This is a genomic window from Streptomyces sp. NPDC107562 (assembly GCF_055657325.1).
Genome location: NZ_JBVKBE010000008.1, coordinates 129,689 through 154,428, shown reverse-complemented (window position 1 = coordinate 154,428; position 24,740 = coordinate 129,689). Strand labels below are relative to the sequence as shown.

Annotated in this window: 21 protein-coding genes; 16 read left to right on the top strand and 5 right to left on the bottom strand. The window is 72.9% G+C overall.

The window, feature by feature from the left end; translation table 11 throughout:
- Positions 1-148: 148 nt before the first annotated feature.
- Both ACZ7LV_RS22705 and ACZ7LV_RS22700 read right to left on the bottom strand, forming a co-directional pair.
- A complete protein-coding gene (locus ACZ7LV_RS22705) occupies positions 149-1,456 on the bottom strand; it encodes a hypothetical protein (protein ID WP_471941684.1) in 1,308 nt (435 codons plus the stop codon).
- A 42-nt stretch (positions 1,457-1,498) separates the two neighbouring features.
- Positions 1,499-6,463: an RICIN domain-containing protein gene (locus tag ACZ7LV_RS22700; RefSeq protein WP_471941683.1), complete on the bottom strand. Its 4,965-nt coding sequence runs from the start codon at positions 6,461-6,463 to the stop codon at positions 1,499-1,501.
- Between the two features lie 626 nt (positions 6,464-7,089).
- On the opposite strand from ACZ7LV_RS22700, the gene glmS reads away from it, so the two are divergent.
- On the top strand, positions 7,090-8,937 hold the full coding sequence (gene glmS / locus ACZ7LV_RS22695) for a glutamine--fructose-6-phosphate transaminase (isomerizing) (RefSeq protein ID WP_471941682.1): 1,848 nt from the start codon (positions 7,090-7,092) through the stop codon (positions 8,935-8,937).
- Between the two features lie 147 nt (positions 8,938-9,084).
- Here the strand turns inward: glmS and ACZ7LV_RS22690 are convergent, their stop codons facing one another.
- Entirely contained in the window at positions 9,085-9,258 is a 174-nt protein-coding gene (locus ACZ7LV_RS22690) for a CsbD family protein (RefSeq protein WP_471941680.1), read from the bottom strand.
- Between the two features lie 136 nt (positions 9,259-9,394).
- On the opposite strand from ACZ7LV_RS22690, the gene ACZ7LV_RS22685 reads away from it, so the two are divergent.
- The 7 genes from ACZ7LV_RS22685 to ACZ7LV_RS22655 all read left to right on the top strand — a co-directional run bounded on the left by ACZ7LV_RS22685 (position 9,395) and on the right by ACZ7LV_RS22655 (position 15,269).
- The gene (locus tag ACZ7LV_RS22685; protein WP_401679821.1) at positions 9,395-9,565 is read left to right on the top strand and encodes a hydrophobic protein; all 171 of its coding nucleotides are present in this window, start codon (positions 9,395-9,397) and stop codon (positions 9,563-9,565) included.
- Between the two features lie 247 nt (positions 9,566-9,812).
- Complete coding sequence (locus ACZ7LV_RS22680) at positions 9,813-10,184, top strand: holo-ACP synthase (RefSeq protein WP_401679824.1); 372 nt, start codon at positions 9,813-9,815, stop codon at positions 10,182-10,184.
- Between the two features lie 55 nt (positions 10,185-10,239).
- Positions 10,240-11,679 (top strand): NAD(P)H-hydrate dehydratase, encoded by a 1,440-nt coding sequence (locus ACZ7LV_RS22675; protein WP_471941678.1) that lies wholly within the window; start codon positions 10,240-10,242, stop codon positions 11,677-11,679.
- A 183-nt stretch (positions 11,680-11,862) separates the two neighbouring features.
- On the top strand, positions 11,863-13,086 hold the full coding sequence (alr, locus tag ACZ7LV_RS22670; protein WP_471941677.1) for an alanine racemase: 1,224 nt from the start codon (positions 11,863-11,865) through the stop codon (positions 13,084-13,086).
- A gap of 153 nt (positions 13,087-13,239) precedes the next feature.
- A complete protein-coding gene (locus tag ACZ7LV_RS22665; protein ID WP_471941675.1) occupies positions 13,240-14,487 on the top strand; it encodes an alpha/beta fold hydrolase in 1,248 nt (415 codons plus the stop codon).
- On the top strand, positions 14,453-14,965 hold the full coding sequence (tsaE, locus tag ACZ7LV_RS22660; protein ID WP_471941674.1) for a tRNA (adenosine(37)-N6)-threonylcarbamoyltransferase complex ATPase subunit type 1 TsaE: 513 nt from the start codon (positions 14,453-14,455) through the stop codon (positions 14,963-14,965). Before ACZ7LV_RS22665 ends, tsaE begins: the two co-directional genes overlap by 35 nt.
- A 136-nt stretch (positions 14,966-15,101) precedes the next feature.
- The gene (locus ACZ7LV_RS22655) at positions 15,102-15,269 is read left to right on the top strand and encodes a hypothetical protein (protein ID WP_471941673.1); all 168 of its coding nucleotides are present in this window, start codon (positions 15,102-15,104) and stop codon (positions 15,267-15,269) included.
- A gap of 101 nt (positions 15,270-15,370) precedes the next feature.
- Here ACZ7LV_RS22655 and ACZ7LV_RS22650 read toward each other — a convergent pair whose 3' ends face one another.
- Positions 15,371-15,931, bottom strand: a complete 561-nt coding sequence (locus ACZ7LV_RS22650; protein WP_471941671.1) for a hypothetical protein — start codon at positions 15,929-15,931, stop codon at positions 15,371-15,373.
- A gap of 174 nt (positions 15,932-16,105) precedes the next feature.
- Here ACZ7LV_RS22650 and tsaB point away from each other — a divergent pair, with 174 nt between their 5' ends.
- The 8 genes from tsaB (at position 16,106) to ACZ7LV_RS22610 (ending at position 23,492) form a co-directional block, all read left to right on the top strand.
- Complete coding sequence (gene tsaB, locus ACZ7LV_RS22645; RefSeq protein WP_471941669.1) at positions 16,106-16,759, top strand: tRNA (adenosine(37)-N6)-threonylcarbamoyltransferase complex dimerization subunit type 1 TsaB; 654 nt, start codon at positions 16,106-16,108, stop codon at positions 16,757-16,759.
- Positions 16,760-16,764: 5 nt separating this feature from the next.
- Positions 16,765-17,274, top strand: coding sequence for a ribosomal protein S18-alanine N-acetyltransferase (gene rimI / locus ACZ7LV_RS22640; RefSeq protein WP_401680229.1), 510 nt, complete (start codon positions 16,765-16,767; stop codon positions 17,272-17,274).
- Positions 17,267-18,352 carry a tRNA (adenosine(37)-N6)-threonylcarbamoyltransferase complex transferase subunit TsaD gene (gene tsaD, locus ACZ7LV_RS22635; RefSeq protein WP_471941668.1) on the top strand — a complete coding sequence of 362 codons (1,086 nt, stop codon included), beginning with the start codon at positions 17,267-17,269 and terminating at the stop codon, positions 18,350-18,352. The genes rimI and tsaD overlap by 8 nt, the downstream gene beginning before the upstream one ends.
- Positions 18,349-18,606 (top strand): hypothetical protein, encoded by a 258-nt coding sequence (locus ACZ7LV_RS22630; protein ID WP_471941666.1) that lies wholly within the window; start codon positions 18,349-18,351, stop codon positions 18,604-18,606. The genes tsaD and ACZ7LV_RS22630 overlap by 4 nt, the downstream gene beginning before the upstream one ends.
- Positions 18,607-19,407: 801 nt before the next feature.
- Positions 19,408-20,487 carry a LacI family DNA-binding transcriptional regulator gene (locus ACZ7LV_RS22625; protein WP_471941664.1) on the top strand — a complete coding sequence of 360 codons (1,080 nt, stop codon included), beginning with the start codon at positions 19,408-19,410 and terminating at the stop codon, positions 20,485-20,487.
- A 57-nt stretch (positions 20,488-20,544) separates the two neighbouring features.
- On the top strand, positions 20,545-21,603 hold the full coding sequence (locus ACZ7LV_RS22620; protein WP_471941962.1) for an LCP family protein: 1,059 nt from the start codon (positions 20,545-20,547) through the stop codon (positions 21,601-21,603).
- 197 nt (positions 21,604-21,800) lie between these two features.
- Entirely contained in the window at positions 21,801-22,157 is a 357-nt protein-coding gene (locus ACZ7LV_RS22615) for a YciI family protein (protein WP_471941960.1), read from the top strand.
- Positions 22,158-22,211: 54 nt separating this feature from the next.
- Positions 22,212-23,492, top strand: a complete 1,281-nt coding sequence (locus ACZ7LV_RS22610; RefSeq protein WP_471941662.1) for an RNA polymerase sigma factor — start codon at positions 22,212-22,214, stop codon at positions 23,490-23,492.
- 25 nt (positions 23,493-23,517) lie between these two features.
- Here ACZ7LV_RS22610 and ACZ7LV_RS22605 read toward each other — a convergent pair whose 3' ends face one another.
- A complete protein-coding gene (locus tag ACZ7LV_RS22605) occupies positions 23,518-24,681 on the bottom strand; it encodes a THUMP-like domain-containing protein (RefSeq protein ID WP_471941660.1) in 1,164 nt (387 codons plus the stop codon).
- Positions 24,682-24,740: the final 59 nt, after the last annotated feature.

The following is a 24,740-nucleotide window of genomic DNA, read 5'->3' as shown; positions in this document are numbered from 1 at the left end:
TGTCGTCGACGACGAGCTCGTGGTAGCCGAAGTCCTCGCCGAGCTCGTGGTACCGCAGGTGGCGCGACTCCGTGACCGGCACCCGGTACGCCTTGAGGACCCGTGCCCGAAGTCGATCCAGAGTCCCGTCGTCGTACCGTCACTTCGTTCACCGGACCAGGTGCTCGACCTCGTCGACGTGGTGCTCGCCGAAGCCGAATCGTTCACCGATGGACCGGTACCGCTCGTACTGGCCACGCGTCACCGACACGGACAGCACGCGCAGGAGCCGGAGGAACAGCCGGAATCCGAGGTCGGGATCGACCTGGTGGACCACCTGTTCCAGCGCCGACAGGGCCTGCGCGGCGGGTACCGGCTGCCAGTGGGCGCTGATGGCTTCCTCCGCCAACGCAGGTGCCATCTCACGGAGTTCCCTCAGCACCGTGCCGGCCGGCTCCGCAGGTGCCGGCGGTACTACGGGGGTGTACGTGGGGGCGACGTCCCTCAGCCGTTCCCCGCACACTTCCGCGATCAGCCGCAGCCAGTCCCGCCCGTCGACACGCAGTGCCGCGTCCGACACCGCGAGCCACAGGGTCGTGATCGTGTCGTCGGACAGGGGGGAGTGCAGCAGACGCAGTGCGTCCTCCAGCAGGAGGGCCGCCGCCGAACCCGGGGACTGCAGGGGCTCGTCCGTATCGCTCACACACCGGATCTCGCTCCGGGCCCGGTCCGCACGCCAGTCCTGGTGGGCGTTGCCGGCGAGACGGGAGAGACCGAAGTCCCACGACGTGCCGCGGTGGGTGGTGTCGATGGGCGGCCAGTCCACGGCGAGGCCGTCGCGGACGGTCCCGACCGGAAACCCGAGCCGCTCGCCGAGCCGGAGGAACCGGTCGTACCGCTCCTTCGAGACTTGGACGGAAGACGCCTTGAGGGTCCGTAGGAAGAGGCGGAATCCGAGATCGGCATCGGTTCTGCCGGCCACCCGCACGAGGCTCGGGACGAGGTCGCGCAGCCCGGTGGCGCCGGTCAGTTCGACGGATGGATCCTGGATCTCGGCGACCACGTCCCCGCACAGGTCCCCGTCCAGCACGGGTTGGACCGGCGGGGGGACGTAGGAGGCCTTGTTCTGCCGGAGGCGTTCCGTGGCCAGGTCCGAGAGCGCCTCCAGCCACGTGCGGACGTCCATGCCGTGGTCGGCCGGATCGAGAATCCGGCCGACCGCGGCCAGCCACACCACGTGGAGAACGTCGTCCGGCACCTGGCCGTCCAGCAGCCGACGGGCGTCCTCCCCCAACTCCACGGCTTCCTCGCCGTCGGACTCGTCCGCCGACCGGGCCGCGACCGCGAGCGCGGCCGGGAGGTCGACGGCGGTGCCGGCGGCGGGACCGTCGGGGGAGCACAACCGCTCGGTCAGACCGGTGAGCCCGAAGTCACCGGAGTAACCCAGTTCGACGTACGTCGGACGATTCAGTGGCATGGATGATGTCCTACACGGGTTGTGGCCTGAACGGCCTGTCGACTACTTCGGGTAGGCGGTCTTGACGACGAAGCCGTAGCGGCCGTTGCCGTTGTGACCCTTGACCTTCATCAGGATCACCACGACCTCGTTGCCGGCGTTGTCGATCGTCCTCCCGTCCGGGTGGTACCGCTTGCCCAGGGAGGGATAGGCGTCCCACGTCCCGCTGATCGCCGGGTACTGCTCACCGTCCCTGGCCTTCGCCGCCCAGTTCTGGAACCTCTTCCACTTGTCGTGGTCGAAGACCTTCTGGCCGCTCGCCGTCCGCTTGCTGAAGTAGTCGCCGACCACCCGGTCCACAGCCTGCTGGGCGATCTCCTCGCTCGTCCAGACCGTGTTGGGCTTGCCCTTCCTCGCGGCGAGACGGAACGCCTCGGCGGCGTTCGGCCGGACGTGTTCCTTCAGCGTGTGGATCTCATCGCCGTACTTCGCAAGAGCCGGGAGGTCCTCGTCCCCCAGGTTCAGGCAGTTGTGGACCATGACGTCCGCCGCCTCGGCCCCTTCGGTGCGCACATGGAACGTGTGCAGACCGTCGACGGTGAGGTCGTAGACCTGACGCGGCGCGAGACCGGACCGGTCGCGTACGCCGGTCACGGCGCGGAACGTCCCGTCCGGGCTGACCAGCCGGTCCCCCGGGCGCAGTGCGGAGGCGAGGACCCAACCGCGCGCGTCGGTGCGGATCTTGTGACCCGCCGTGGTGTCCAGTCGGCTGCCGCCGGCCAGACCGATGGTCACCAACCGTTCGGTGGGGTGCCGGAAGGTGTCGGTGACGGGCTCGGCACGCAGCCTTCCGGACCCCGGGTCCGCGGCGACGACCAGGTCGCCTTCCCGCACGTCGCGGATCGCCTTGCGCGTACCGTCGGCCATCAGCACCGGGGTGTCACCGGGGAAGCTGTTGACCCTGCACGTCGTGATGACGTCCTCGTAGGCGTTGACGCCCGACTCGATCCTCGCGAGCGTCCCCGGGTCGATGTCCAGGGCCTTGAGGGCCTTGTAGGCGTCGGCGATGCCGATGCCGGTCTTCAGTGCGGCGTCCAAGGCGTTGAGCGCCTCGGCGATCTTGGTGAAGGCCTTGCCCGGGATGAAGTTGCTGGCCGCCCAGGCGCAGCCGCTGACGCTGCCGTGCCAGCAGTCCAGGAAGTCCTGGACCAGGACCGCCTTGAGGATCTGGTAGACGACGGTCTGCTTGATCAGGTCGAGCTTGCTGAAGTAGTGCGTGACGTCCTTCTTCAGCCCCTTGAAGGACTCGGTCTTGACCAGCATCGTGTCCTCCGGCGGACAGCCGGTGGCTGTGGCCGACGCCTCGGGGTCGGTGCACACGAAGAAGTCGACCGTGGCGTCGAAGGTGACCGCGAACGTGACGGTGCAGCCCTCGAAGCCGATCTCGATGACGCAGTCGTTCTTCTGGTCGGCGGCGGTGACCTCCACGCTGTCCTCGTCGACGACGTACCAGGTGCCGCCGATGCCCGTTCCGGCGCCGTCGGAGACCTGCTGGTTGGCCTGTTCGCGCTCCGCGGCCTCCGCGGCGGCCTGGGCCTCGTCGGCGTACTTCTGGGCGTCCTTGGCCGCCTCCTCGGCCTCCGTCGCCGCCACGTCGGCGCGCTCGGCCGCCGCTCGGGCGTCCTTCGCCGCCTGCTCCGCCTCGGCCGCGGCCGCGCGGGCCGCCGAGGCGTCCAGGGCGGCCTGGTCGGCCGCGTCGCGGGCCTCCACGGCGTAGCCCTCGGCGCGTCCGGCCGCGCGGTCGGCGGCGGCCGCGTCCTCGGTGGCCTGGCGGTCGTACTCGATCGTGCGGGCCAGGGACGCCGAAGCCGCCGACGCCGCCTTGGCGGCGTCCGCCGCGTAGCCGAGGGCCTCCTTGGCGTAGCCGCGGGCGGTCGCCGCGTGGGCGGCGGCGTTCGCGGCGTGGACGTACGCCTGCTTCGCGTCGCCCTGCGCCTGCTCGGCGAGGTTCTTCGCGGCCGCGGCCTCCGCCTGCGCGTTCTGGGCGTGCGCGTCGGCGACGGCCTTCTGCTGGTCGGCGATCGACTTCGACGCCTGTCCGGACAGGACGACCAGGGAGGCCGCCGAGTCGGTGTCGACGTACGGTGAGCCGATCTGGATGGCGTCGTTGGCCGGCTGGGCGACCTGCGCGGCGGCGGCGTGCGCGTCGGCCGCGGCCTGTGCGGTGACGTACGCGAAGCCGGCGGCCTTCGCCGAGGCCGCGAGTGCCTTGGCGGCCTCCTTGTTCGCCTCGTCCGCGTGGGTCTTCGCCGTCTTGGCCTGCTTCTCCGCCTCGTCGGCCATGGCCACCGCGGCCTTCGCCTCCGACGCGGCGTGCTCGGCCGCGTCGATGGCGTCCGCCACGGCCGCGGTCGCGGTCCGCACCGCGGCGTCGGCCTTCAGCTTCGCCGCCTGGGCGCTGTCCGCGTGCGCGCGGGACCGCTTGGCGGCGGCCTCGGCGCGGGTGGCGGCGGCATCGGCGTCCGCGGCCGCCTCGGTCGCGGCGTCGGCCGCCGTACGGGCCCGTCCCGCGGCCGCCTCGGCGTCGTCGGCGTGCCCGGCCGCCGCGTCGGCCGCGGCCCTGGCCTCCTGGGCGTTGCTGTCCGACTCGTGGGCCTGGGCGTAAGCCTCCTTGGCGTCGGCCTTGGCGCGTGCGGCGTCGGCCTTCTGCTCGGCGTCCCAGGCGTCGTCCCGCAGGTCGCGGGCGTTGTCGCGGGCCTTGACCGCGGCGTCCCGCCTCTCGACCGCCGTCGCCTCGGCGGCCTCCGCCCTGGTCCTCGCGTCCTTGGCGTTCGTCGCCTCGGTCTCGGCGGTCCGCCGGTGTTGGGCGGCCTCGGCCTGCTTGGCGGCGGCGGTCTCCTTCTCCGCCTTCGCCGTCTTCTCCTCCGCCTCGGCGGCCAGCCGCTCGGCGTGCGCGTCCGCCGCGGCGGCCTTCGCGTCGGCCTCCGCCTTCACCGCCACGGCCAGCTTCGCCTCGGCGGTCTCCTTGTCCTTCTTGGCGTTGTCCCGGTGCAGCTTGGCCGCGTCGGACGCCGCCTTGGCCTGCAACTCGGCGATCCGGGCGGCCTCCTTGCGGAACTCCGCCTTCGACTGCGCGGCCTGCGCCAGCGCCCGCTGCGCGATCGTCTCGCTGTCGCCGGCGGATGCGCGGGTCGCCGCCTCGGCGGTCTCCGCCGCCTTCACCAACGCCTCCAGCGCGGCCACGGCACCCTTGGTGACCTGCGCCTTCTGCTGACCGGCCAGCAGTCCGCGACCACGCGGCGCGCCGCTCGCGTCGGCGACGGCGTACGCGGCCTGGGTGGCGGTGTCCGAGGCCGTGGCGGACTTCTTCGCGGCCTCCCACTGTGCCTTGACGACGGCGAGCTGCTTCTTGGCCTGCGTCTGGGCGTCGGTGATGCCCTTCTTGGCCTTGTCGAACTGCGGCTTGTCCGGGTAGCTCAGGCTGTCGGTTCCCTTGTGTCCCTGCGGGACGATCCGGTACTTCTGCGGGTTGCCGCCGTTGCAGGCCCACAGCCACGCGTCATGACCGGTGTCGAACTTGTTGAGGTCCAGGCACTTGTCGGTGGCGGCGTTGCGCAGCCCGGCGGCCGCGCGGATGTCGAAGTTCCACTGCTGCGCCTTGCTGCCGTTGCAGGTCCAGATCTGGATCTTCGTACCGTTGGCGCTGTTGCTGCTCTGCACGTCGAGGCACTTCTGTGCGTTGACGTTGAACAGGGCGTAGCCGTCGTGGTAGCCGTGGAACTGCCACTGCTGCGCCGCGCTGCCGTTGCAGGTGTAGATCTGCACGGGCGTGCCGTTGGTCTTCGCGCCGCCCTGGACGTCGAGGCACTTGCCCTTGGCGGCCTCGACCTGGATGACCGACGGGGAGTCGCCGACCCAGCCGAGGCCACCGGCGGACCAGTAGTCCTGCCAGCGGGCGAGGTGGTCGGCGATCCAGGACTGGCCGAGCATGTCGGCCATGGCCTCGGACGCCTTGGTGAGGGCGGCGGTGGCGTCGCGGTTGGCGCCCAGGATCTGGTTGCGCTGGGTGGCCTGGGAGGTGATCTCCCGCTGCCACTCGGCCGCGGCGACGTCCTCGACCTGGCGCAGGGCCTTGTTGGGGTCGATCGGGTCACGCCAGGCGCAGGTGGCGAACCGGGTCTTCAGGTCCTCGACCGCGATACGGAACTCGGGGCTGTCCGGCTGCGGAGCGGTGCGGGGGAAGCCGCCGGAGGCGAGGAAGATACGGGCGTTGTCCGCGCCCGTGGGTTCCAGGGACCAGTCCGTGAGGTGTTCGAAGGCGCCCTGCTCGTAGAGCGCGCGGTTCCACTCGTCGCGCGGCAGACTCGGGTCGGGGTCGGTGCCGTAGAGCGGCGTGCCGAGGTCCTTGACGGCCTTCACCGTCTGCGCGTCGGCCTCCGGTGTCGGATCGTAGAAGTTGAACTTCTCGTTCCAGTTGGGGCCACCGGCCCACTTGCCCAGGCCTGTCTGGTCGTAGAAGTCGTCGCCGTCGTGGACGCCCGGCACCCACTCGAACTCGGCGACGGTGAACCCGCCGGGGGTCTCCAGGCCGTCGAGGGGCTTCTCCCAGGCGTCACGGCGTGCGTGGAGGCGGTCCCAGGTCGCCTTCCAGTCGGTGTTGTCCTTCTCGTGCTCCTGACGCAGCGGGCCGTCGAACGCGCCGTCCAGTGTCGCCAGTTCACGCAGCTTCTCGGGCGTCTGGTTGAGCGCGTTCTGGGCGAAGCCGTACATCCGTGGCCCGCCCAGGCGCAGCGAGTCGTTCATCAGACACTGGTCGAAGCGCAGTTGCTCGTCGGCCGTGGTCTCGTACCAGTCGTCCGGCCGCTCGCTGGACCGTGTGGTGCTCGACGCCGTCGGCAGACCGGCGAGTTCGGGGCCGGTGACGAGCGTGGCCGGGACGGCGAAGGCCGTCAGCAGGAGAGTGACGCGGGTGAACAGTCTGCGCCTTCCCGGCCCTGTGGCGGGGAAGACGGGTGGTCTGGAACGCAAGAGCGCATCCCTTCATCGCAAGGAGAACGACCGGAGGCCCGCCGGCGCGGTCGGGCGGGGCGGTCTGGAACGAGCGAGGCGGCGGCCGGCGTCAGATGCGCCGGGCGTGGCCGAAGGGCAGAGGATGCGCGGCTCGCGGACGCGGCCGCTCGACGAACGGCCGATGGGCACGCGGATGCGACAGATCCAGCGGCATGACAGATCCCTCCCCCGTAGCGACACCGTTCCCCCGGTCGCTGAATGACGTGCGCGACGACCGGATTGGTCATGATCCGGTCAGGTGCGCGGCGACACCTTAGGCACAGGGCGACGTTCGAACATAGGGCCGGATGGGGGGTGTGGGGAGGTTGGCGTGATCACGGCTGCGGGGGAGAGGGGTCCGCGGATGGTGCTCGTTCACGCCAGGATCCTTCACGGCTAGGGGATTTCTGTGAACTTCCTGTGCGTGCCGAGGTGGTGGTGGCGCTGCGGTGCGGGCGAAGGATGGCCGGATTCCGTCCCCCGGGTCGGAGGTGCCGGGACGGCCCGGAAAAGTGCCGTCAGGGCGTTCGTACCGTCGTGGGAATTTCCGATTTCGGGCACGCGAGAGCAGTTTTGAGTGTCTTTCTGATCGTAGGCTGCCCGTCATGTGCGGAATCGTGGGATACGTGGGATCGCAGTCGGCGATCGAGGTCGTGACCGCCGGGCTGAAGCGGCTGGAGTACCGGGGGTACGACTCGGCGGGCGTCGCCGTGCTCGCGGACGGTGGGCTGGCGTCGGTGAAGCGGGCCGGGAAGCTGCTCAACCTGGAGAAGGAGCTGGTGGAGCGGCCGTTGCCGGCCGGCTCGACGGGGCTCGGGCACACGCGGTGGGCCACGCACGGCGGGCCCACGGATGCGAACGCGCATCCGCATCTGGACAACGCCGGGCGGGTCGCCGTCGTCCACAACGGGATCATCGAGAACTTCGCCTCCCTGCGGGCCGAGTTGGCGGAGCGCGGCCACGCGCTGGCGTCCGAGACCGACACCGAGGTCGTCGCCCATCTGCTCGCCGAGGAGTTCGCGGCGAGCGCGGACCTCGCGGAGGCGATGCGGCGGGTGTGCCGGCGGCTGGAAGGAGCGTTCACGCTGGTCGCGGTGCACGCGGACGTGCCCGACGTGGTCGTGGGGGCGCGGCGGAACTCGCCTTTGGTGGTGGGCGTCGGGGAGGACGAGTCCTTTCTCGCCTCGGACGTCGCCGCGTTCATCGCCCACACGAGGTCGGCGATCGAGCTGGGGCAGGACCAGGTGGTGGAGCTGCGCCGGGACGGGGTCACGGTGACGGGCTTCGACGGCCGGCCCGCGCTCGTGCGGTCGTACCACATCGACTGGGACGCGTCGGCCGCGGAGAAGGGCGGTCATGACTACTTCATGCTCAAGGAGATCTCCGAGCAGCCCAAGGCGGTCGCCGACACGTTGCTGGGACGCATCGACGTGTCCGGCTCGCTGACGCTGGACGAGGTGCGCATCTCCCCGGAGGCGCTGCGGGAGGTCGACAAGGTCGTCGTCGTCGCGTGCGGCACGGCCTTCCACGCGGGGCTGATCGCGAAGTACGCCGTCGAGCACTGGGCGCGCGTCCCCTGCGAGGTGGAGCTGGCCAGCGAGTTCCGGTACCGGGACCCGATCCTCGACCCCCAGACGCTCGTCATCGCCATCTCCCAGTCCGGCGAGACCATGGACACGCTGATGGCGCTGCGGCACGCCCGCGAGCAGGGCTCCCGGGTACTGGCGATCTGCAACACCAACGGCTCGACGATCCCGCGGGAGTCGGATGCGGTGCTGTACACCCACGCCGGACCGGAGGTCGCGGTGGCGTCCACGAAGGCCTTCCTCACACAGCTGGTGGCCTGCTATCTCGTCGCGCTGTACCTCGGCCAGGTGCGGGGCACCAAGTGGGGGGACGAGGTCCAGGACGTGATCCGGGACCTGTCGAACATCGGGGGCGCGGTGGAGCGGGTCCTCGAGACCATGGAGCCGGTACGGGAGCTGGCGCGCTCGCTCGCCGCGAAGGACACGGTGCTGTTCCTGGGGCGGCACGTCCTGTACCCGGTCGCTCTCGAAGGCGCGCTGAAACTCAAGGAACTGGCGTACATGCACGCCGAGGGCTTCGCGGCGGGCGAGCTCAAGCACGGGCCGATCGCCCTCATCGAGGAGGATCTGCCCGTGGTGGTCGTCGTCCCCTCACCGCGGGGGCCGTCCCTGATCCACGACAAGATCGTGTCCAACATCCAGGAGATCCGGGCCCGGGGCGCGCGCACCATCGTGATCGCGGAGGAGGGGGACGAGGCGGTCGTGCCGTACGCCGACCATCTGGTCCGCATCCCTCGGACGCCGACGCTGCTTCAGCCGCTGGTGGCCACCGTGCCGTTGCAGGTGTTCGCGTGCGAGTTGGCGACCGCGCGCGGGAACGACGTCGACCAGCCGAGGAACCTGGCCAAGTCGGTGACGGTGGAGTGAGGCGGGCCACGGGGTGGGGAATTCGCACGCTGTGAGGCAGGTGCAGTGTGAACGGGAGCGGGAAATGGGTGCGGACCCCGTGTTGTCGGGGGTCCGCACCCATTTCCCCTTCCTGTCCCGGCGTCCCTTCCGGGATCAGGTACGGAATCAGTGGCGGAAGGCGTCCTTCGCCTTTTCCCAGGCCTGGCGTGCGTCGCCCTGGGCGCTCTGTGAGCGGCCTTCGGCGTGCATGCGGCGGTTGCCGGACGTGCGGCCGAGGGCTTCCTTGGCCTTGCCCATCAGCTGCTCCGCCTTGGCCTTCGCCTTCTGGTTGCCCGTCATGAGTTTCCACATCCCAACGTCGTCACGGCGTTTGGTGATGTTCGGGTTACCGCTTCGGTGAGGGCTAAACGACCCGGAATCTCGTGTGCTTGTCCGCTCGGAAGCGGGGAACTCGTCGTCCTGGAGGTTGATAGATATGGTTCCCCTTCTTCTCGTTCTTCTGCTGGCTCTGATCCTTTTCGGTGCCGGCTTCGCACTCAAGGCACTGTGGTGGATCGCGATCATCGTGATCGTGCTGTGGCTGCTGGGCTTCCTGGTCCGGCCCGCGGGCGCAGGAGGAAAGCGCGGTCGGTGGTACCGCTGGTAGGGCGCTGCCGGTAGGTCACTGAGCGGCGTGCGCGTCGACACGAAGGGCCCGGTCACCGACCGGGCCCTTCGTGTGTCCGGCCCCGGAGACCCCGGAGATGTGACCCACCAGGGAGCACAGTGCGCGGAACATGTGAAATCGGGCATCACTTCCCGCCCGGCGGGCACCCGCGTCGCACCGGGCGCCGGTGCGCAAGGGAACCAGCGCCTCCATGCCGGCGCCCGGCCTCGCGCTTAGGGTGCTCGGCATGAGCATCATCGGGGTCGGGATCGACGTGGCGGAGATCGACCGGTTCCGGGCGTCGCTGGAGCGCACGCCCGCACTGGCCGAGCGGCTCTTCCTGCGCAGCGAGTTGCTGCTGCCGAGCGGTGAGCGCCGCGGCATCGCCTCGCTGGCGGCGCGGTTCGCCGCGAAGGAGGCGGTCGCCAAGGCCCTCGGCGCGCCGGCCGGGCTGCACTGGACCGACGCGGAGGTGTACGTCGAGGAGAGCGGGCAGCCACGGTTGCGGGTGACCGGGACGGTGGCCGCGCGTGCCGCCGCTCTCGGCGTCCGGTCCTGGCACGTGTCGCTCAGTCACGACGCGGGCGTCGCCTCGGCGGTCGTCGTCGCGGAGGGCTGAGGCCCGCCCGTGGCTGGGCGCGACGGTGACCGTCGGGTGCGGGAGACTCGAACGTATGCGTACTGCGTACAGCGTGGAGACGGTCCGGGCGGCCGAACGGGAGTTGATGGCGCGGCTTCCTGAGGGGGCGTTGATGCTGCGGGCGGCGGCCGGGCTCTCGGCCGCCTGCGCGGAGCTGCTCGGGCGGGTGTACGGCAGCCGTGTGGTGCTGCTGGTCGGGAGCGGGGACAACGGGGGTGACGCGCTCCACGCCGGGGCGCGGCTGGCCCGGCGGGGCGCCGGGGTGACGGCCGTGCTGCTGTCGCCGGAGCGGGCGCATGCGGGCGGGCTCGCCGCGCTGCGGCGCGCCGGGGGCTCCGTGGCGGGTGTCGACGGCGCCGAAGGGCTGATCGAGCGGGCCGATCTCGTCGTCGACGGGATCGTGGGGATCGGGGGGAAGGGCGGGCTGCGGTCCGAGGCCGTGCCGTTGGCGCAGGCCGCCGATCGGGCACGGGCGGCCGTGGTCGCCGTCGATCTGCCGAGCGGTGTCGACGCCGACACCGGGGAGGTGCGGGGGGCTGCCGTCCGGGCGGATCTGACGGTGACGTTCGGGACGCACAAGCCGGGGCTGCTGGTGGATCCCGCGCGGGAGTACGCCGGGTCGGTGCGGCTCGTCGACATCGGGCTGGGGCTGCCGGACGGGGGCGCCGAGTTGGAGGCCCTGCAGCACGCAGACGTGGCCGCGTTGCTGCCGCTGCCGGCTCCCGAGAGCGACAAGTACCGGCGCGGGGTCGTCGGGATCGCCGCCGGGTCGGCCCGTTATCCGGGCGCCGCCGTGCTGGCCGTCGCCGGGTCGCTGCGGGGTGGGGCGGGCGCCGTGCGGTACGTGGGGCCCGCCGCGGACGCGGTGATCGCGCGGTTCCCCGAGACGCTGGTGTCGGACCAGGGGCCGCGCCGGGCGGGGCGGGTGCAGGCGTGGGTCGTGGGCCCGGGGGCCGGGGACGACGCGGACACGGTGGCCGAGGTGTTGCGGGCCGACGTGCCGGTGCTGGTGGACGCGGACGGGTTGCGGCTGGCGCCGCAGGCGGCGGTGCGGGAGCGGAGCGCGCCGACGCTGATGACTCCGCACGCGGGCGAGGCGGCGGCGTTGCTCGGGGTGAGCCGGGAGGAGGTCGAGGGTGCCCGGCTCGGCGCCGCGCGGGAGTTGGCGGCGCGGTACGGGGCGACGGTGCTGCTGAAGGGGTCGACGACGCTGGTGGCCGACGCGGGGAGCGGAGCCGCCGTACGCGTGAACGCGACCGGGACGGGCTGGCTGGCCACCGCCGGGAGCGGCGATGTGCTGTCGGGGCTGGCGGGGTCGTTGCTGGCGGCCGGGCTCCCGGCGCGGGACGCGGGCAGTGTGGGGGCGTACCTGCACGGGCTGGCCGGGCGGCTCGCGGCCGACGGCGCGCCGGTGGGCGCCCACGACGTGGCGGAGGCGATCCCGGCGGCCTGGCGGGACGTGCGCAGGCGGTGAGCGGCAGGCCTCGTACGGGGCCGGGGCGAACGGGCGAACGGGGAGACAGGCGGGTGACCGTCGCGGGAGCGAACGGGCGGGTGGCGGCGCGGGGGCGACGCGGCGCGTGGCGGACAGGTGGCACGGCCGGTCCGTGGGGTCGGGGTCGAAGAGACGTCCGATCGCTCTGAGAGACTGGGCGCGATGAGTACCACTGCACAGCTGCCGAGCACCGCCCCGTTGCGCGGTCGGGCCGAGATCGATCTTGGCGCGCTGCGCGCCAACGTGCGGGCGCTGCGCGCCCATGCGCCCGGCGCGGCCCTGATGGCCGTGGTGAAGTCCGAGGCGTACGGGCACGGCGCGCTGCCGTGCGCGCGGGCGGCCGTGGCGGCCGGCGCGAGCTGGCTGGGCACCGCCACGCCCGAGGAGGCCCTGGCGCTGCGGGCCGACGAGGGCATCCCGGCGGACGTCCGGATCATGTGCTGGCTGTGGACGCCCGGCGGGCCCTGGCGCGCGGCCGTCGAGGCCGGCATCGACGTGTCCCTGAGCGGTATGTGGGCCCTGCGCGAGGTCACCGAGGCCGCCCGGCAGGCGGGCCGGCCCGCGCGCGTGCAGCTCAAGGCCGACACCGGGCTCGGGCGCAACGGCTGCCAGCCCGGCGACGACTGGGCCGAGCTCGTCGCGGCGGCCGTGCAGGCGGAGGCCGAGGGCCTCGTCCGGGTCACGGGACTGTGGTCGCACTTCGCGTGCGCCGACGAGCCGGGGCACCCGTCCATCGCCGTCCAGCTCGGCCGCTTCCGGGAGATGGTGTCGTACGCCGAGGGCGAGGGCGTCCGTCCCGAGGTGCGGCACATCGCCAACTCGCCCGCCACTCTCACGCTTCCCGAGTCCCACTTCGATCTCGTCCGCACGGGCATCGCGCTCTACGGCATCTCGCCCAACCCCGAGATCGGCACGCCCGCCGACTTCGGGCTGCGGCCGGTGATGACGCTGTCCGCGTCGCTGGCGCTGGTCAAGCAGGTGCCCGGTGGCCACGGGGTGAGTTACGGCCACGGGTACACCACGCCCGGCGACACCACCCTCGGCCTCGTCCCGCTCGGTTACGCCGACGGCATCCCGCGGCACGCCTCGGGGACCGGTCCTGTGCTGATCGGCGGGAAGTGGCGGACCGTCGCCGGACGGATCGCGATGGACCAATTCGTCGTCGACCTCGGCGGGGACGAGCCGCCGGTGGGTGCGCGGGCCGTCCTGTTCGGGCCCGGCGACCGGGGCGAGCCCACGGCCGAGGACTGGGCGCAGGCCGCGGGGACGATCGCGTACGAGATCGTGACCCGCATCGGAACGCGCGTTCCGCGCGTCTACGTCGACGCGGAGACCTCGGCGGGGCGAGCGGGGACAGGTCGGCCGGGAACAGCCTCTCAGGGGTAGGTGAACGGGGAACAAGACGGGTATCCGGGCCGGTGCCACCGGCTCTCGGCGCGGGCCCGCACCGGCTGACCCGACGGGGTCGGCCCGACGGGGGTCGGCGGGCGGGCGGTGGGCCCGACGCAGTACTGAGGATCCGGCGAAGAGGAGCGGTACGTGAGCGAGAGCAGTGCGGAGGGCGTCGCCGACGCCGCCGCGGCCGTCGCTTCCGCCACGGGGGTGGCCGGAAACTGGCGCAAGGTGACCGGCGTCGCCGGTGCCGCCATAGGTGTGATCGCGGCCGGCGCGGCCGCCGGCGTCGCGATAGAGCGGATGACTGTGGGCCGCGGCATGCGCCGCAAGGCCCGGCTCGCCCTCGACTCGACGGGACCGTACGGCGCGCTGCGCGGCACCCCCGGACGGGCCTACGGCGACGACGGCACCGAGTTGTACTACGAGGTGGACGAGGTCGAGGCGGAGGCCGGCGTCGCGCCACGGCGGCGCCGGCTCTTCGGGCGCAAGGCCCCCGCCCCCGTCACCGTCGTCTTCAGCCACGGCTACTGCCTCAGCCAGGACTCCTGGCACTTCCAGCGGGAGGCGCTGCGGGGCGTCGTGCGCACCGTGCACTGGGACCAGCGCAGCCACGGCCGGTCCGGGCGCGGGGCGGCGCAGCTCCAGGACGGTGCCCCCGTCACCATCGACCAGCTCGGCCGGGACCTGAAGGCCGTGATCGACGCGGCCGTGCCCGAGGGCCCCGTCGTGCTGGTCGGGCACTCGATGGGCGGCATGACGATGATGGCCCTGGCCGCGCAGTGCCCCGAACTGATCCGGGACCGGGTCGTCGCGGTCGCCCTCGTCGGTACGTCCTCGGGGAAACTCGGCGAGGTCAACTTCGGGCTGCCCGTCGCCGGGGTCAACGCGGTCCGACGGGTGCTGCCCGGCGTGCTGCGGGCGCTCGGGCAGCAGGCGGAACTGGTGGAGAGGGGACGCCGGGCGGTCGCCGATCTGTTCGCCGGGATCATCAAGCGGTACTCGTTCGCCACCCGGGACGTCGACCCGGCCGTGGCGCGGTTCGCCGAGCGGATGATCGAGGGGACACCCATCGATGTCGTCGCCGAGTTCTACCCGGCGTTCACCGACCACGACAAGACCGAGGCGCTCGCGCACTTCGCGGATCTGCCGGTGCTGGTGCTGGCCGGGCTCAAGGACCTGGTGACGCCGAGCGAGCACAGCGAGGCCATCGCCGCGCTGCTGCCCGACGCGGAACTGGTGCTCGTGCCCGACGCCGGGCACCTGGTGATGCTGGAGCACCCGGAAGTGGTCACCGACCGGCTCGCCGACCTGCTCACGCGCGTGGGTGCCGTGCCGGCAGGGGCTACCGTGGGTGGCTATGGAAGCACCAGCGGCACCGCACAACCCGGCTGAGACCGAGCTGATCGTCCACTCGCCCGAGCAGATGCGCGACCTCGGCCTCCGGCTCGCCAAACTGCTGCGCGCCGGGGACCTGGTCATGCTCAGCGGCGAGCTCGGCGCGGGCAAGACCACGCTGACCCGAGGGCTCGGCGAAGGGCTCGGCGTGCGCGGAGCGGTCACCTCGCCGACCTTCGTGATCGCCCGCGTGCATCCGTCCCTGGTGGCCGGGCCGCCGCTCGTCCACGTCGACGCGTACCGCCTGGGCGGTGGCCTGGACGAGATGGAGGATCTCGACCTCGACGTGTCGCTGCCCGAGTCCGTGGTCGTCGTGGAGTGGGGCGAGGGCAAGGTCGAGGAGCTGACCGAGGACCGGCTGCAGGTCACCATCCACCGGGCCGTGGGCGACACCACGGACGAGGTGCGGCACGTGACGCTCGCGGGCCTCGGCGAGCGCTGGGCACCGGTGGACCTGGAGTCGCTGTCCGCATGACCGCATGAACATTCCGACATGACGTCGGCAAGATATTGCGTCCGGTGTCCCGGACGTGGTCACATGGTATCCAGCGGCGGTTAGGTGTACCTAAGTTGCACCCACTGGCTCCGCCCCCGCCACTCAGGAGGCGTCCATGTCGACCACGGACCGCACACCGCAGCCGCGCCCGTTCGCGCCCGCCGGAGTGCCCATGCGCGATCTGCTGGCCTCCTGCGCCGCGGCGAGGGCGATCTCCACTCCGCCGCCCGCCCCCGAGCCGCCGGCGCCCCGGCAGGACGTGGACCACCGCGAGGCGGCTTAGGGCCTAATCCGGCGGATCAGCCGGGATCGCGGTGCCTGGGGCGCGCAGGTTCGACGCCCGGCTCCCACCGGGACGGCAGCCGCTCGCGGACGTCCGGGCGCCTACCGGATGACGACGACCTTCTGGCCGATCGTCGCGAACATCCACATGGCGTCGCCGTCCTCCTGCGTCTCCCGGATGCCCCCGGTCCGCACCGACGGGTCCGGTGGCGCGGTCGACCCGTCCGTCGCCGCGCTGAAGCCGATGACCACGCCGTCCACGGTGGTGAAGCGGACGACATGTTCCACCTGGGTGCCGTCGGAGCCGGTGGTCTCGCCCGAGCGGGACGTCACCGCGTAGGTGCCCGGCGCCGGGTCGACCGCGCTGGGCATCACCTTGAACGTGTGCTGGACCCGGTTGCGCGGGCCGACCAGCCAGACCCGGTCGTCGTCGAGCGAGTACACGACCCGTTCGCCGACGCCGGAGCCGCCGGGCAGGGCGGTGGGGTGGCGCTTGTCGCGGGGGGCCTTGGACGCGGCCGCCGCGGGTGAGCCGCCGAGGCCGTTCGGCGACCCGCTCAGCTCGGCGGGGACGGTCGCCGACGCCTGATAGGCGAGGAAGCCGACCGCCGTGAGGGCGGCCGCCGTCAGCCCGGTCACGATTCCGGCGCTGGTGCTGGCCACGGCGCCCACCTCCGCGTCGTAGGTCTGGCTTGTGGTTACCGTAGGTGACGGTAGCAGCACGGAGCGGGAGGAGCCGGGCGGCCGAGCCCCCGACCGGGCACCGTGTCGGGCCCCGGACGGGCCGTCGGCTCGATGGCGTCCGCCGTCGGCCGCGAGGAGCCGTACGCTGAATGCGTGCTCTTGCTCGCTCTGGATACCGCCACCCCCGCCGTGACCGTCGCCCTGCACGACGGTACGGACGTCATCGCCTCGTCGAGCCAGGTGGACGCCCGCCGGCACGGTGAGCTGCTGCTTCCGGCCGTCGACCGGGTACTGAACGACGCCGGGCTGAAACTCGACGCCGTCACCGGGATCGTCGTAGGGATCGGCCCGGGGCCGTACACCGGCCTGCGCGTCGGGCTGATGACCGCGGACACCTTCGGACTCGCGCTCGGCGTCCCGGTGCACGGCGTGTGCACGCTGGACGGGCTTGCCTGCGCGGCCGACATGGAGGGCCCCTTCGTCGTGGCGACCGACGCCCGGCGCAAGGAGGTCTACTGGGCGCGGTACGACGACTCGCGCACCCGCGTCACCGAACCGGCCGTCGACCGGCCCGCCGACATCGCCGCCGAGGTCGCGGGCCTGCCCGCGGTCGGCGCGGGCGCGCTGCTCTACCCGGACACCTTCCCGGTCGCGCACGAGCCCGAGCACGTCTCGGCCGCCGCGCTCGCCCGGCTGGCCGCCGAGCGGCTCGCCGAGGGTGCGGAACTCCCGCCCGCCCGGCCGCTGTACCTGCGCCGTCCGGACGCGCAGGTGCCCAAGAACTACAAGGTGGTCACCCCCAAGTGACCGAGGTGACCGAGCCCGTGGCGCCCGTGCTGCGGGAGATGCGCTGGTGGGACCTCGATCCCGTGCTGGAGCTGGAGCGGGACCTGTTCCCCGACGACGCCTGGTCGCGGGGCATGTTCTGGTCCGAACTCGCCCACGCCCGCGGTCCGGGGGCGACCCGGCGGTACTTCGTCGCCCAGGACGGCGACCGCGTCGCCGGATACGCCGGACTCGCCTCCGCCGGTGACATCGCCGACGTCCAGACGATCGCCGTCGCCCGCGCGTACTGGGGCACCGGTCTCGGCGGTCGGCTGCTGACCGAGCTGCTGCGGGCGGCGACCGCGTTCGAGTGCGCCGAGGTGATGCTCGAATGCCGGGTCGACAACGTCCGCGCCCAGAAGCTCTACGAGCGCTTCGGCTTCGAGGCGATCGGTTTCCGGCGCGGCTACTACCAGCCCGGCAACGTGGACGCCCTGGTGATGCGCCTGACCGACCCTGCAACCTCCGTACAAGGAACCGAGATCCGACATGGCTGACGAACCCCTGGTGCTGGGGATCGAGACCTCCTGCGACGAGACCGGCGTCGGCGTCGTCCGCGGCACCACCCTGCTGGCGGACGCCGTCGCCTCCAGCGTCGACGAGCACGCCCGCTTCGGCGGTGTGGTGCCGGAGGTCGCGTCCCGCGCGCACCTGGAGGCGATGATCCCCACCGTCGACCGGGCGCTGAAGGAGGCGGGGGTCAGCGCCAAGGACCTCGACGGCATCGCCGTGACGGCCGGGCCGGGACTGGCCGGCGCGCTGCTCGTCGGCGTGTCGGCGGCGAAGGCCTACGCCTATGCGCTCGGCAAGCCGCTGTACGGCGTCAACCACCTGGCCTCGCACATCTGCGTCGACCAGCTGGAGCACGGGGCGCTGCCCGAGCCGACGATGGCGCTGCTGGTGTCCGGCGGCCACTCGTCGCTGCTGCTCTCCTCCGACATCACCTCCGACGTGCGGCCGATGGGTGCCACCATCGACGACGCGGCCGGCGAGGCCTTCGACAAGATCGCCCGGGTGCTGAACCTGGGCTTCCCCGGCGGTCCGGTCATCGACCGGTACGCGCGCGAGGGCGACCCCGACGCGATCGCGTTCCCCCGCAGTCTGACCGGCCCGCGCGACCCGGCGTACGACTTCTCCTTCTCCGGTCTGAAGACGGCCGTGGCCCGCTGGATCGAGGCCAGGCGGGCGGCCGGTGAGGACGTGCCGGTGCGCGATGTGGCGGCGTCGTTCCAGGAGGCCGTCGTCGACGTGCTGACCCGCAAGGCGGTGCGGGCCTGCCGTGACGAGGGCGTCGACCACCTGATGATCGGCGGTGGCGTCGCCGCCAACTCCCGGCTGCGGGCGCTGGCGGCGGAGCGCTGCGAGGCGGCCGGGATCCGGTTGCGGGTGCCCCGGCCCAAGCTGTGCACCGACAACGGGGCGATGGTCGCGGCGCTGGGCGCCGAGATGGTCTCGCGGGGCCGGGCGGCGTCGAGCTGGGACCTGTCGGCGGACTCGTCCCTGCCGGTGACGGACCCGCACGTGCCCGGGCACGACCATGTGCACGAGGTCAGCAAGGAGAACCTCTACTCGTGACGGTCGCGTTGATGTGGGAGGCGCGGGCGGTGCAGGGGCGGGGGGAGGAACTGCTGGCGTGGGCACGCGCGCAGCGCCTCGTCCCCGGCCCGCTGCGCCGGGAGACCTTCCGCGCGCCGCAGGACCGGGTCCTCGTCATCACGTGGTGGGACGCGGCCCCCGACGCCGCCCTCCCGGAACTGCCGGAACCGGACGGCGATTTGGTCACTCGTGCGGTGCACCGATGGCGGTTCGAGCCGGTGGACGACGAGTGAGGGGCGCTCCGCCGAGAAGCGCGCCGCTCCCGTCGGCGACAGCCGGTCAGGCACCTGGCGGACGCCGGTGCCGCGGACGCCTCGCGAGGTAAGGAGCGGCGCGACGTGACGGCGGAGCACCGCCGCCGACGTCCCCCATGACAGGCCCTCGCCGGGCCGCCGATGGGCGGAAGCCCGGCCACCGCAGCGGGCCCGCCACAGCCGACCGGCCGGGCGCCGCTGACCCGAACTGGCTCGGCCTGCGACGGCCGCCCGACACGGCGGGTCGTCAGGGGAGGAGCGCGACGGGTGGACACCACGGTAGGGCCGTGACCGTAAGACCCCGACGCAGGTGCCAGGGACCGCCGTGCGGGGCCGGCGACGGCCGGCCCGCCACGGCAGGGCCGCCAGGCTGTAGCGGTCGCGTGAGGCCCGACCCAGGCCCGCCACAGCGGGCCGCCGGGCCGGCCCGGCTCCGACGCAGGCCGCCACGGTAGGACCGTCGGGCTGGGCCACGACTGCCCGCCACCCCGGTCGCCAGGGCGTGAAACCGCGAGGGCCGGCCTGCCAGGCTGGGGCGTTGCCGTAGGGCTCCGGCGCAAGCCCGTCACGATCGGGCTGGGCCGCCACCGGAGAACCCCGTCGTTGGCCCGTCACGGTAGGACGCCGCGCGTGACCGGTACGTAGGCCCCGGCGTGAAGCCCCGTCCATGGCGGTGGTGCCGGGCGTCTGCGAATCTTTCGGATGGCTTGTCGAATGTTCCGGTGGGGTGTGGTGCCGTGCGGGGCCGCAAACGGGGGCCGCGGGGATACGATCGCCGGCATGACTCCCCCGGAAAGCCCTCAGACCCGGACGGCACGGCGGTCCTCGCAGAGCGCGACGCTCGCCGAGATCGCCCGTGAGGCCGGAGTCTCCGCGCCGACTGTTTCGAAGGTGCTCAACGGCCGGGCCGACGTCGCGCCCGCCACCCGCACCCGCGTCGAGGGGCTGCTGCGGGCCCACGGCTATCGGCGGCGCCGGGCCGAGGCGGCCCGCTCACCGTTGATCGACCTGGTCTTCCACGAGCTGGACAGCGCCTGGGCCCTGGAGGTCATCCGGGGCGTGGAGAACGTGGCCCGGGAGGCGGGCCTGAGCGTCGTGCTGTCCGAGAGTGCGGGCCGGCTGACGCCCGGGCGGACCTGGGCCGACCAGGTGGCCGCCCGCCGCCCGCACGGCGTGATCCTGGTGCTGAGCGAGCTCGACGAGTCCCAGCGGGCGCTGCTGACCAGCCGTTCCATCCCGTTCGTCGTCATGGACCCGGCGGGTGACCCGGGCACCGACGTGCCGTCGATCGGCGCGACCAACTGGCAGGGCGGACTCGCCGCGACCCGGCATCTGGTCGAGCTGGGGCACACCCGGATCGGAGCGATCACCGGGCCGTCGCGGATGCTGTGCAGCCGGGCCCGGATGGACGGCTACCGGGCGGCGCTGGAGACCGCGGGACTGCCGGTCGACCCGTCGCTGGTCGTGACGGGCGACTTCCACCACGACGCCGGCTACCGGCTCGGCCTCCAGCTGCTGCGCCGCCCGGACCGGCCCACCGCCGTCTTCGCCGGCAACGACCTCCAGGCGCTCGGGCTGTACGAGGCGGCGCGCGAGCTGGGGCTGCGGGTGCCGCAGGACGTGAGCGTGGTCGGGTTCGACGACCTGCCGGTGGCGCGCTGGGTGGGCCCGCCGCTGACGACCGTACGGCAGCCGCTGACGGAGATGGCGGAGGCGGCGGCCCGGCTGGTGCTGGACCTGGGGCGCGGGGACGCGGCCGCCGCCGCGACGCGGGTGGAGCTGGCCACGAGCCTCGTGGTGCGCAGCAGTACGGCCGCACCGCCGAAAATTTCGGACGGCCTTGGCCAGGAGAAGTCTTAGATTTTCCGAAGAAAAAGGGGTTCGCGTACCCGCTCGACATAATTCGGACGTACGTTCCTGTCCGTGACGGGACACATAACGGAACATGACGGGGACGGGGACGAGGGTCCAAGAGGCGGACGGCCGAGGGCGCTGAGGATCGTGGGCCTGGCGCTCGCCGCCGCCCTGGTGCTCGGGGGCGCCGGGGCGGGCTGGGTCTACTGGCGGCTGAACGACAACATCACGAGCGTCGACATCAACGGCGCCCTCGGCGACGACCGCCCGGTGAAGCCGACGCCCTCCCTGGCCGCGTCCGCCTCGTCGCCGCCCCAGGAGGCCCTGAACATCCTGGTGCTGGGCTCGGACTCGCGTGGCGGCGCCGAGAACCAGGCCCTCGGGGGCGGCGACAGCGAGGGCGCCAGGTCGGACACCGCGATGGTCGTGCACCTCGGCCCCGGCCGCACCGAGGCGACCGTCGTGAGCATCCCGCGTGACACCCTGGTCACGCGTCCGTCCTGCCCGCTGGAGTCGGGCGGTGAGACGGCCGAGGCCCACGGCGTCATGTTCAACACCGCCTACGAGCGCGGCGGTCCGGTGTGCGCGGTGAAGACCGTCGAGTCGATGACCGGCGTTCGTATGGACCACTACATGGAGATCGACTTCGCCGGTTTCGCCGGGCTCGTGGACGCGCTCGGCGGGGTCACCGTCACCACCGGGGAGGACATCGACGACGAGGACAGCCATCTGACCCTGGAGGCCGGCACCCATCACCTCGACGGCAAGCAGGCGCTCGCCCTGGCCCGCACCCGGCACGGCATCGGGGACGGCAGCGACCTGGGGCGCATAGGCCTTCAGCACCTGCTGGTGAAGGCGTTGCTGGAGCAGATCGCGTCGACCAGCCTGCTGTCGGACCCGGCCCGTCTGTACGAGGTCGCGGACGCGGTGACCGGGAGCCTGACGACCGACACCGGTCTCGACTCGCTGCCGGAGCTGGTGGGGTTCGGGGAGAGTCTTCGGGACCTGCCGGCGCACGCCATGAAGACGGTGATGATGCCGGTCCTCCCGGCGGCCTCCGACCCGAACCGGGTGGTGGCCGACGAGCCGGAGGCGGGGGACCTGTGGGAGTCGCTGCGGTAGGTGGGTCCGCGGGCGGGCGGTGCGGTACGCGGAGGGGGCGCTGAAAAAAGTTCCGAGAATTCTCGGCGGGGGTGTCGATGGGGGGCGTCGCCGTTCGACGCATGGGTGAGAGCAACCACCACGGCAGCCGCCACCACGGCAGCCGCCACCACGGCAGCCGCCGCCACGGCAGTTGCCACCACGACCGAGGAGCCACCATGCCCCGTTACCTGTCGCTCGTGCAGATCGACGAGAAGAACGCCCCCGCCGAGGGCCCCAGCCCCGAGCTGATGCAGCGGATGGGGGAGCTGATCGAGGAGATGACCAAGGCCGGTGTGCTGCTGGACACCGCCGGGCTGACACCGACCGCGCAGGGCACCCGGGTGCGCTACGAGGGCGGGCAGATCTCCGTCACCGACGGGCCCTTCACCGAGACCAAGGAGGTCGTCGGCGGATACGCGCTGGTCCAGGCCAAGGACAAGACCGAGGCGATCGAGTGGACCAAGCGGTTCCTGAAGGTCCACGAGGCGCACTGGACGGTGACCTGCGAGGTGCGTGAGGTCGCCGAGGGCTGAGTCCACCCCGGTTCCGCTTGGCCCGGGGCCGCGCGGGGTGTTCGATGGTGGGCTGTGGAACCACAGCCCACCGCCGGCCCCGGCGGCAGCGCGGACGCCGCCCGGCACGCCGTCGGGACCGTCTTCCGTATCGAGTCGCCCCGGATCATCGCCGCCGTCGCCCGGATCGTCCGGGACGTCGGCCTCGCCGAGGAACTCGCGCAGGACGCGCTGGTCGCGGCGCTGGAGCAGTGGCCGCGGGACGGCGTGCCGGACAACCCCGGCGCCTGGCTCATGACCACCGCCCGGCATCGCGCCGTCGACCTGGTCCGGCGGCGGGAGAACTACGCCCGCAAGCTCCAGGAGATCGGCCGGGACCTGTCGGTCGCGGCCCCGCCCGAGGAGCCCGCCGACCCGGACGACATAGACGACGACCTGCTGCGGCTGGTCTTCACGGCCTGCCACCCCGTGTTGTCCTCCGAGGCCCGCATCGCCCTCACCCTGCGCCTGCTCGGCGGCCTGACGACGCCCGAGATCGCCCGCGCGTTCCTGGTGCCGGAGGCGACGGTCGCGCAGCGCGTCGTCCGCGCCAAGCGCACGCTCGCGACGCGGAACATCGCCTTCGAGGTGCCCTACGGCCCCGACCGCGAGGCCCGTCTGTCCTCCGTCCTGGACGTCATCTACCTGATCTTCAACGAGGGGTACGCCGCCACGGCCGGCGACGATCTCCTGCGTCCTGGCCTCTGCGAGGACGCGCTGCGCCTGGCCCGCGTGCTCTCCGCTCTGATGCCCAAGGAGCCCGAGGTCCACGGTCTGACGGCCCTGCTGGAGTTCCAGGCCTCGCGCACGGCCGCCCGCACCGGCCCGCACGGCGAACCCGTGCTCCTGCGGGACCAGAACCGGCGCCGCTGGGACCGCCTCCTCCTCGCCCGTGGCATCACGGCGCTCAGCCGTGCCGACGCCACCGCCGCCGGCCCCCCGGGCCCGTACGTCCTGCAGGCCGCCATCGCGGCGTGCCACGCGCACGCGTACACCTGGGAGGAGACGGACTGGTCCCGCATCGCGACGCTGTACGGCCTGCTCACCGCCCGCGCCCCGTCGCCGGTCGTCGAACTGAACCGCGCGGTGGCCGTCTCCCTGGCCGAAGGCCCCTCGCGTGCCCTGGAGATGGTCGACGCCCTGGCCGCCGAACCCGCGCTGCGCGACTACCACCTGCTGCCGAGCGTCCGCGGCGACCTGCTGCTCCGGCTGGGACGTGCGCGGGAGGCCCGTGCGGAGTTCGAGCGCGCGGCGGCACTCGCCCGCAACGGGCGCGAACGGGAGCTGCTGCTGCGCCGGGCCGCCGACTGCGGCTGACCGGGCCGTTGCCGCCGGGGGCCGCTCAGGCCACCGGGTGGCCGATCAGCATCGTCGGGGCACCCGCGACCCGGGTCAGGAACACCGTCGCGGAATGCGGGCCCTGCGGCTTCACCTTCCTGCGCAGTTCCTCCGGCTCCACCGCCGAGCCCCGCTTCTTCACGGTCAGGATCCCCACCTGCCGTTCCCGCAGCAGTGCCTTCAGCTTCTTGACGTTGAAGGGAAGCCGGTCGGTGATCTCGTAGGCGGAGGCGTACGGCGTCGGGTGCGCCTCGTCGGAGGTGACGTAGGCGATGGTCTCGTCGACCAGCCCGCCGCCGACCTCGGCGGCCACCTCGGCGACCAGATGGGCGCGGACGACGGCGCCGTCGGGCTCGTACAGATAGCGACCGACGGGGCGGACCGCCGGATTCGGCAGGCGCCGGGAGCGCAGGGTGCGCGGGCCGGGCAGCAGGGTGGCGCGCACCAGGCCGGGCTCCGTGCCGAACCACAGCACCGCCTCCTTCACGTCCCCGCCGTCCGAGATCCACTCCGCCTCGGCGGCCTCGGGCACCGCCTCGTGCGGGATGCCGGGCGCGACCTTGAGGGCGGCGTACCGGGCGGCGGCGGCCATCCGGACCGCCGAGGACAGGGGCGGCGAGTACGCCTCCGGATCGAAGATCCGGCCCCGCCCACCGCGGCGCGCCGGGTCCACGAAGACGGCGTCGTACGCCGACACGTCCACGTCGGTGACGTCCGCCTCGCGCACCTCGATCAGCCCGTCCAGGCCCAGCGCCTCGGCGTTGGCCCGCGCGACGGCCGCCGTCAGCGGGTCGCGGTCCACGGCGAGGACACGGATCCCGGCGCGGGCGAGGGCGAGCGCGTCTCCGCCGATCCCGCAGCACAGGTCGGCCACGGAGGCCACGCCCAACTCGGCGAACCGCCGGGCGCGATGGGCCGCGACGCTCGCCCGCGTCGACTGCTCGACCCCACCCGGTGTGAAGTACATCCGCTCCGCGTCCGCGGGACCGAACTTGGCCACCGCCCGCTGCCGCAGCCGCGCCTGGCCGAGCGCCGCCGACACCAGGTCGGCCGGGTGGTCGCGGCGCAGCCGGGTGGCGACGGCGAGTTCCTGGGCGGGGTCCGTGCCGCGCACCTCGTCGAGGAGGGCCCGGCCTTCGGGGGTGAGGAGAGGGGCGAGGTCGTTCACCGGGACATTGTCGGCCAGTCGGTGGATGGTCCGCCTCCGGCGGTGGTGTCAGCGGGGGT

Excerpts from the sequence above, each read along its gene's own strand:
- ACZ7LV_RS22655 (WP_471941673.1), top strand. The coding sequence starts at position 15,102 with ATGTCGACCACGGACCGCACACCGCAGCCGCGCCCGTTCGCGCCCGCC.
- ACZ7LV_RS22675 (WP_471941678.1), top strand. The coding sequence starts at position 10,240 with ATGCGTACTGCGTACAGCGTGGAGACGGTCCGGGCGGCCGAACGGGAG.
- ACZ7LV_RS22615 (WP_471941960.1), top strand. The coding sequence starts at position 21,801 with ATGCCCCGTTACCTGTCGCTCGTGCAGATCGACGAGAAGAACGCCCCC.
- ACZ7LV_RS22705 (WP_471941684.1), bottom strand. The coding sequence starts at position 1,456 with ATGCCACTGAATCGTCCGACGTACGTCGAACTGGGTTACTCCGGTGAC.
- ACZ7LV_RS22680 (WP_401679824.1), top strand. The coding sequence starts at position 9,813 with ATGAGCATCATCGGGGTCGGGATCGACGTGGCGGAGATCGACCGGTTC.
- ACZ7LV_RS22625 (WP_471941664.1), top strand. The coding sequence starts at position 19,408 with ATGACTCCCCCGGAAAGCCCTCAGACCCGGACGGCACGGCGGTCCTCG.
- tsaE (WP_471941674.1), top strand. The coding sequence starts at position 14,453 with ATGGAAGCACCAGCGGCACCGCACAACCCGGCTGAGACCGAGCTGATC.
- tsaD (WP_471941668.1), top strand. The coding sequence starts at position 17,267 with ATGGCTGACGAACCCCTGGTGCTGGGGATCGAGACCTCCTGCGACGAG.
- ACZ7LV_RS22685 (WP_401679821.1), top strand. The coding sequence starts at position 9,395 with ATGGTTCCCCTTCTTCTCGTTCTTCTGCTGGCTCTGATCCTTTTCGGT.
- glmS (WP_471941682.1), top strand. The coding sequence starts at position 7,090 with ATGTGCGGAATCGTGGGATACGTGGGATCGCAGTCGGCGATCGAGGTC.
- ACZ7LV_RS22690 (WP_471941680.1), bottom strand. The coding sequence starts at position 9,258 with ATGACGGGCAACCAGAAGGCGAAGGCCAAGGCGGAGCAGCTGATGGGC.
- alr (WP_471941677.1), top strand. The coding sequence starts at position 11,863 with ATGAGTACCACTGCACAGCTGCCGAGCACCGCCCCGTTGCGCGGTCGG.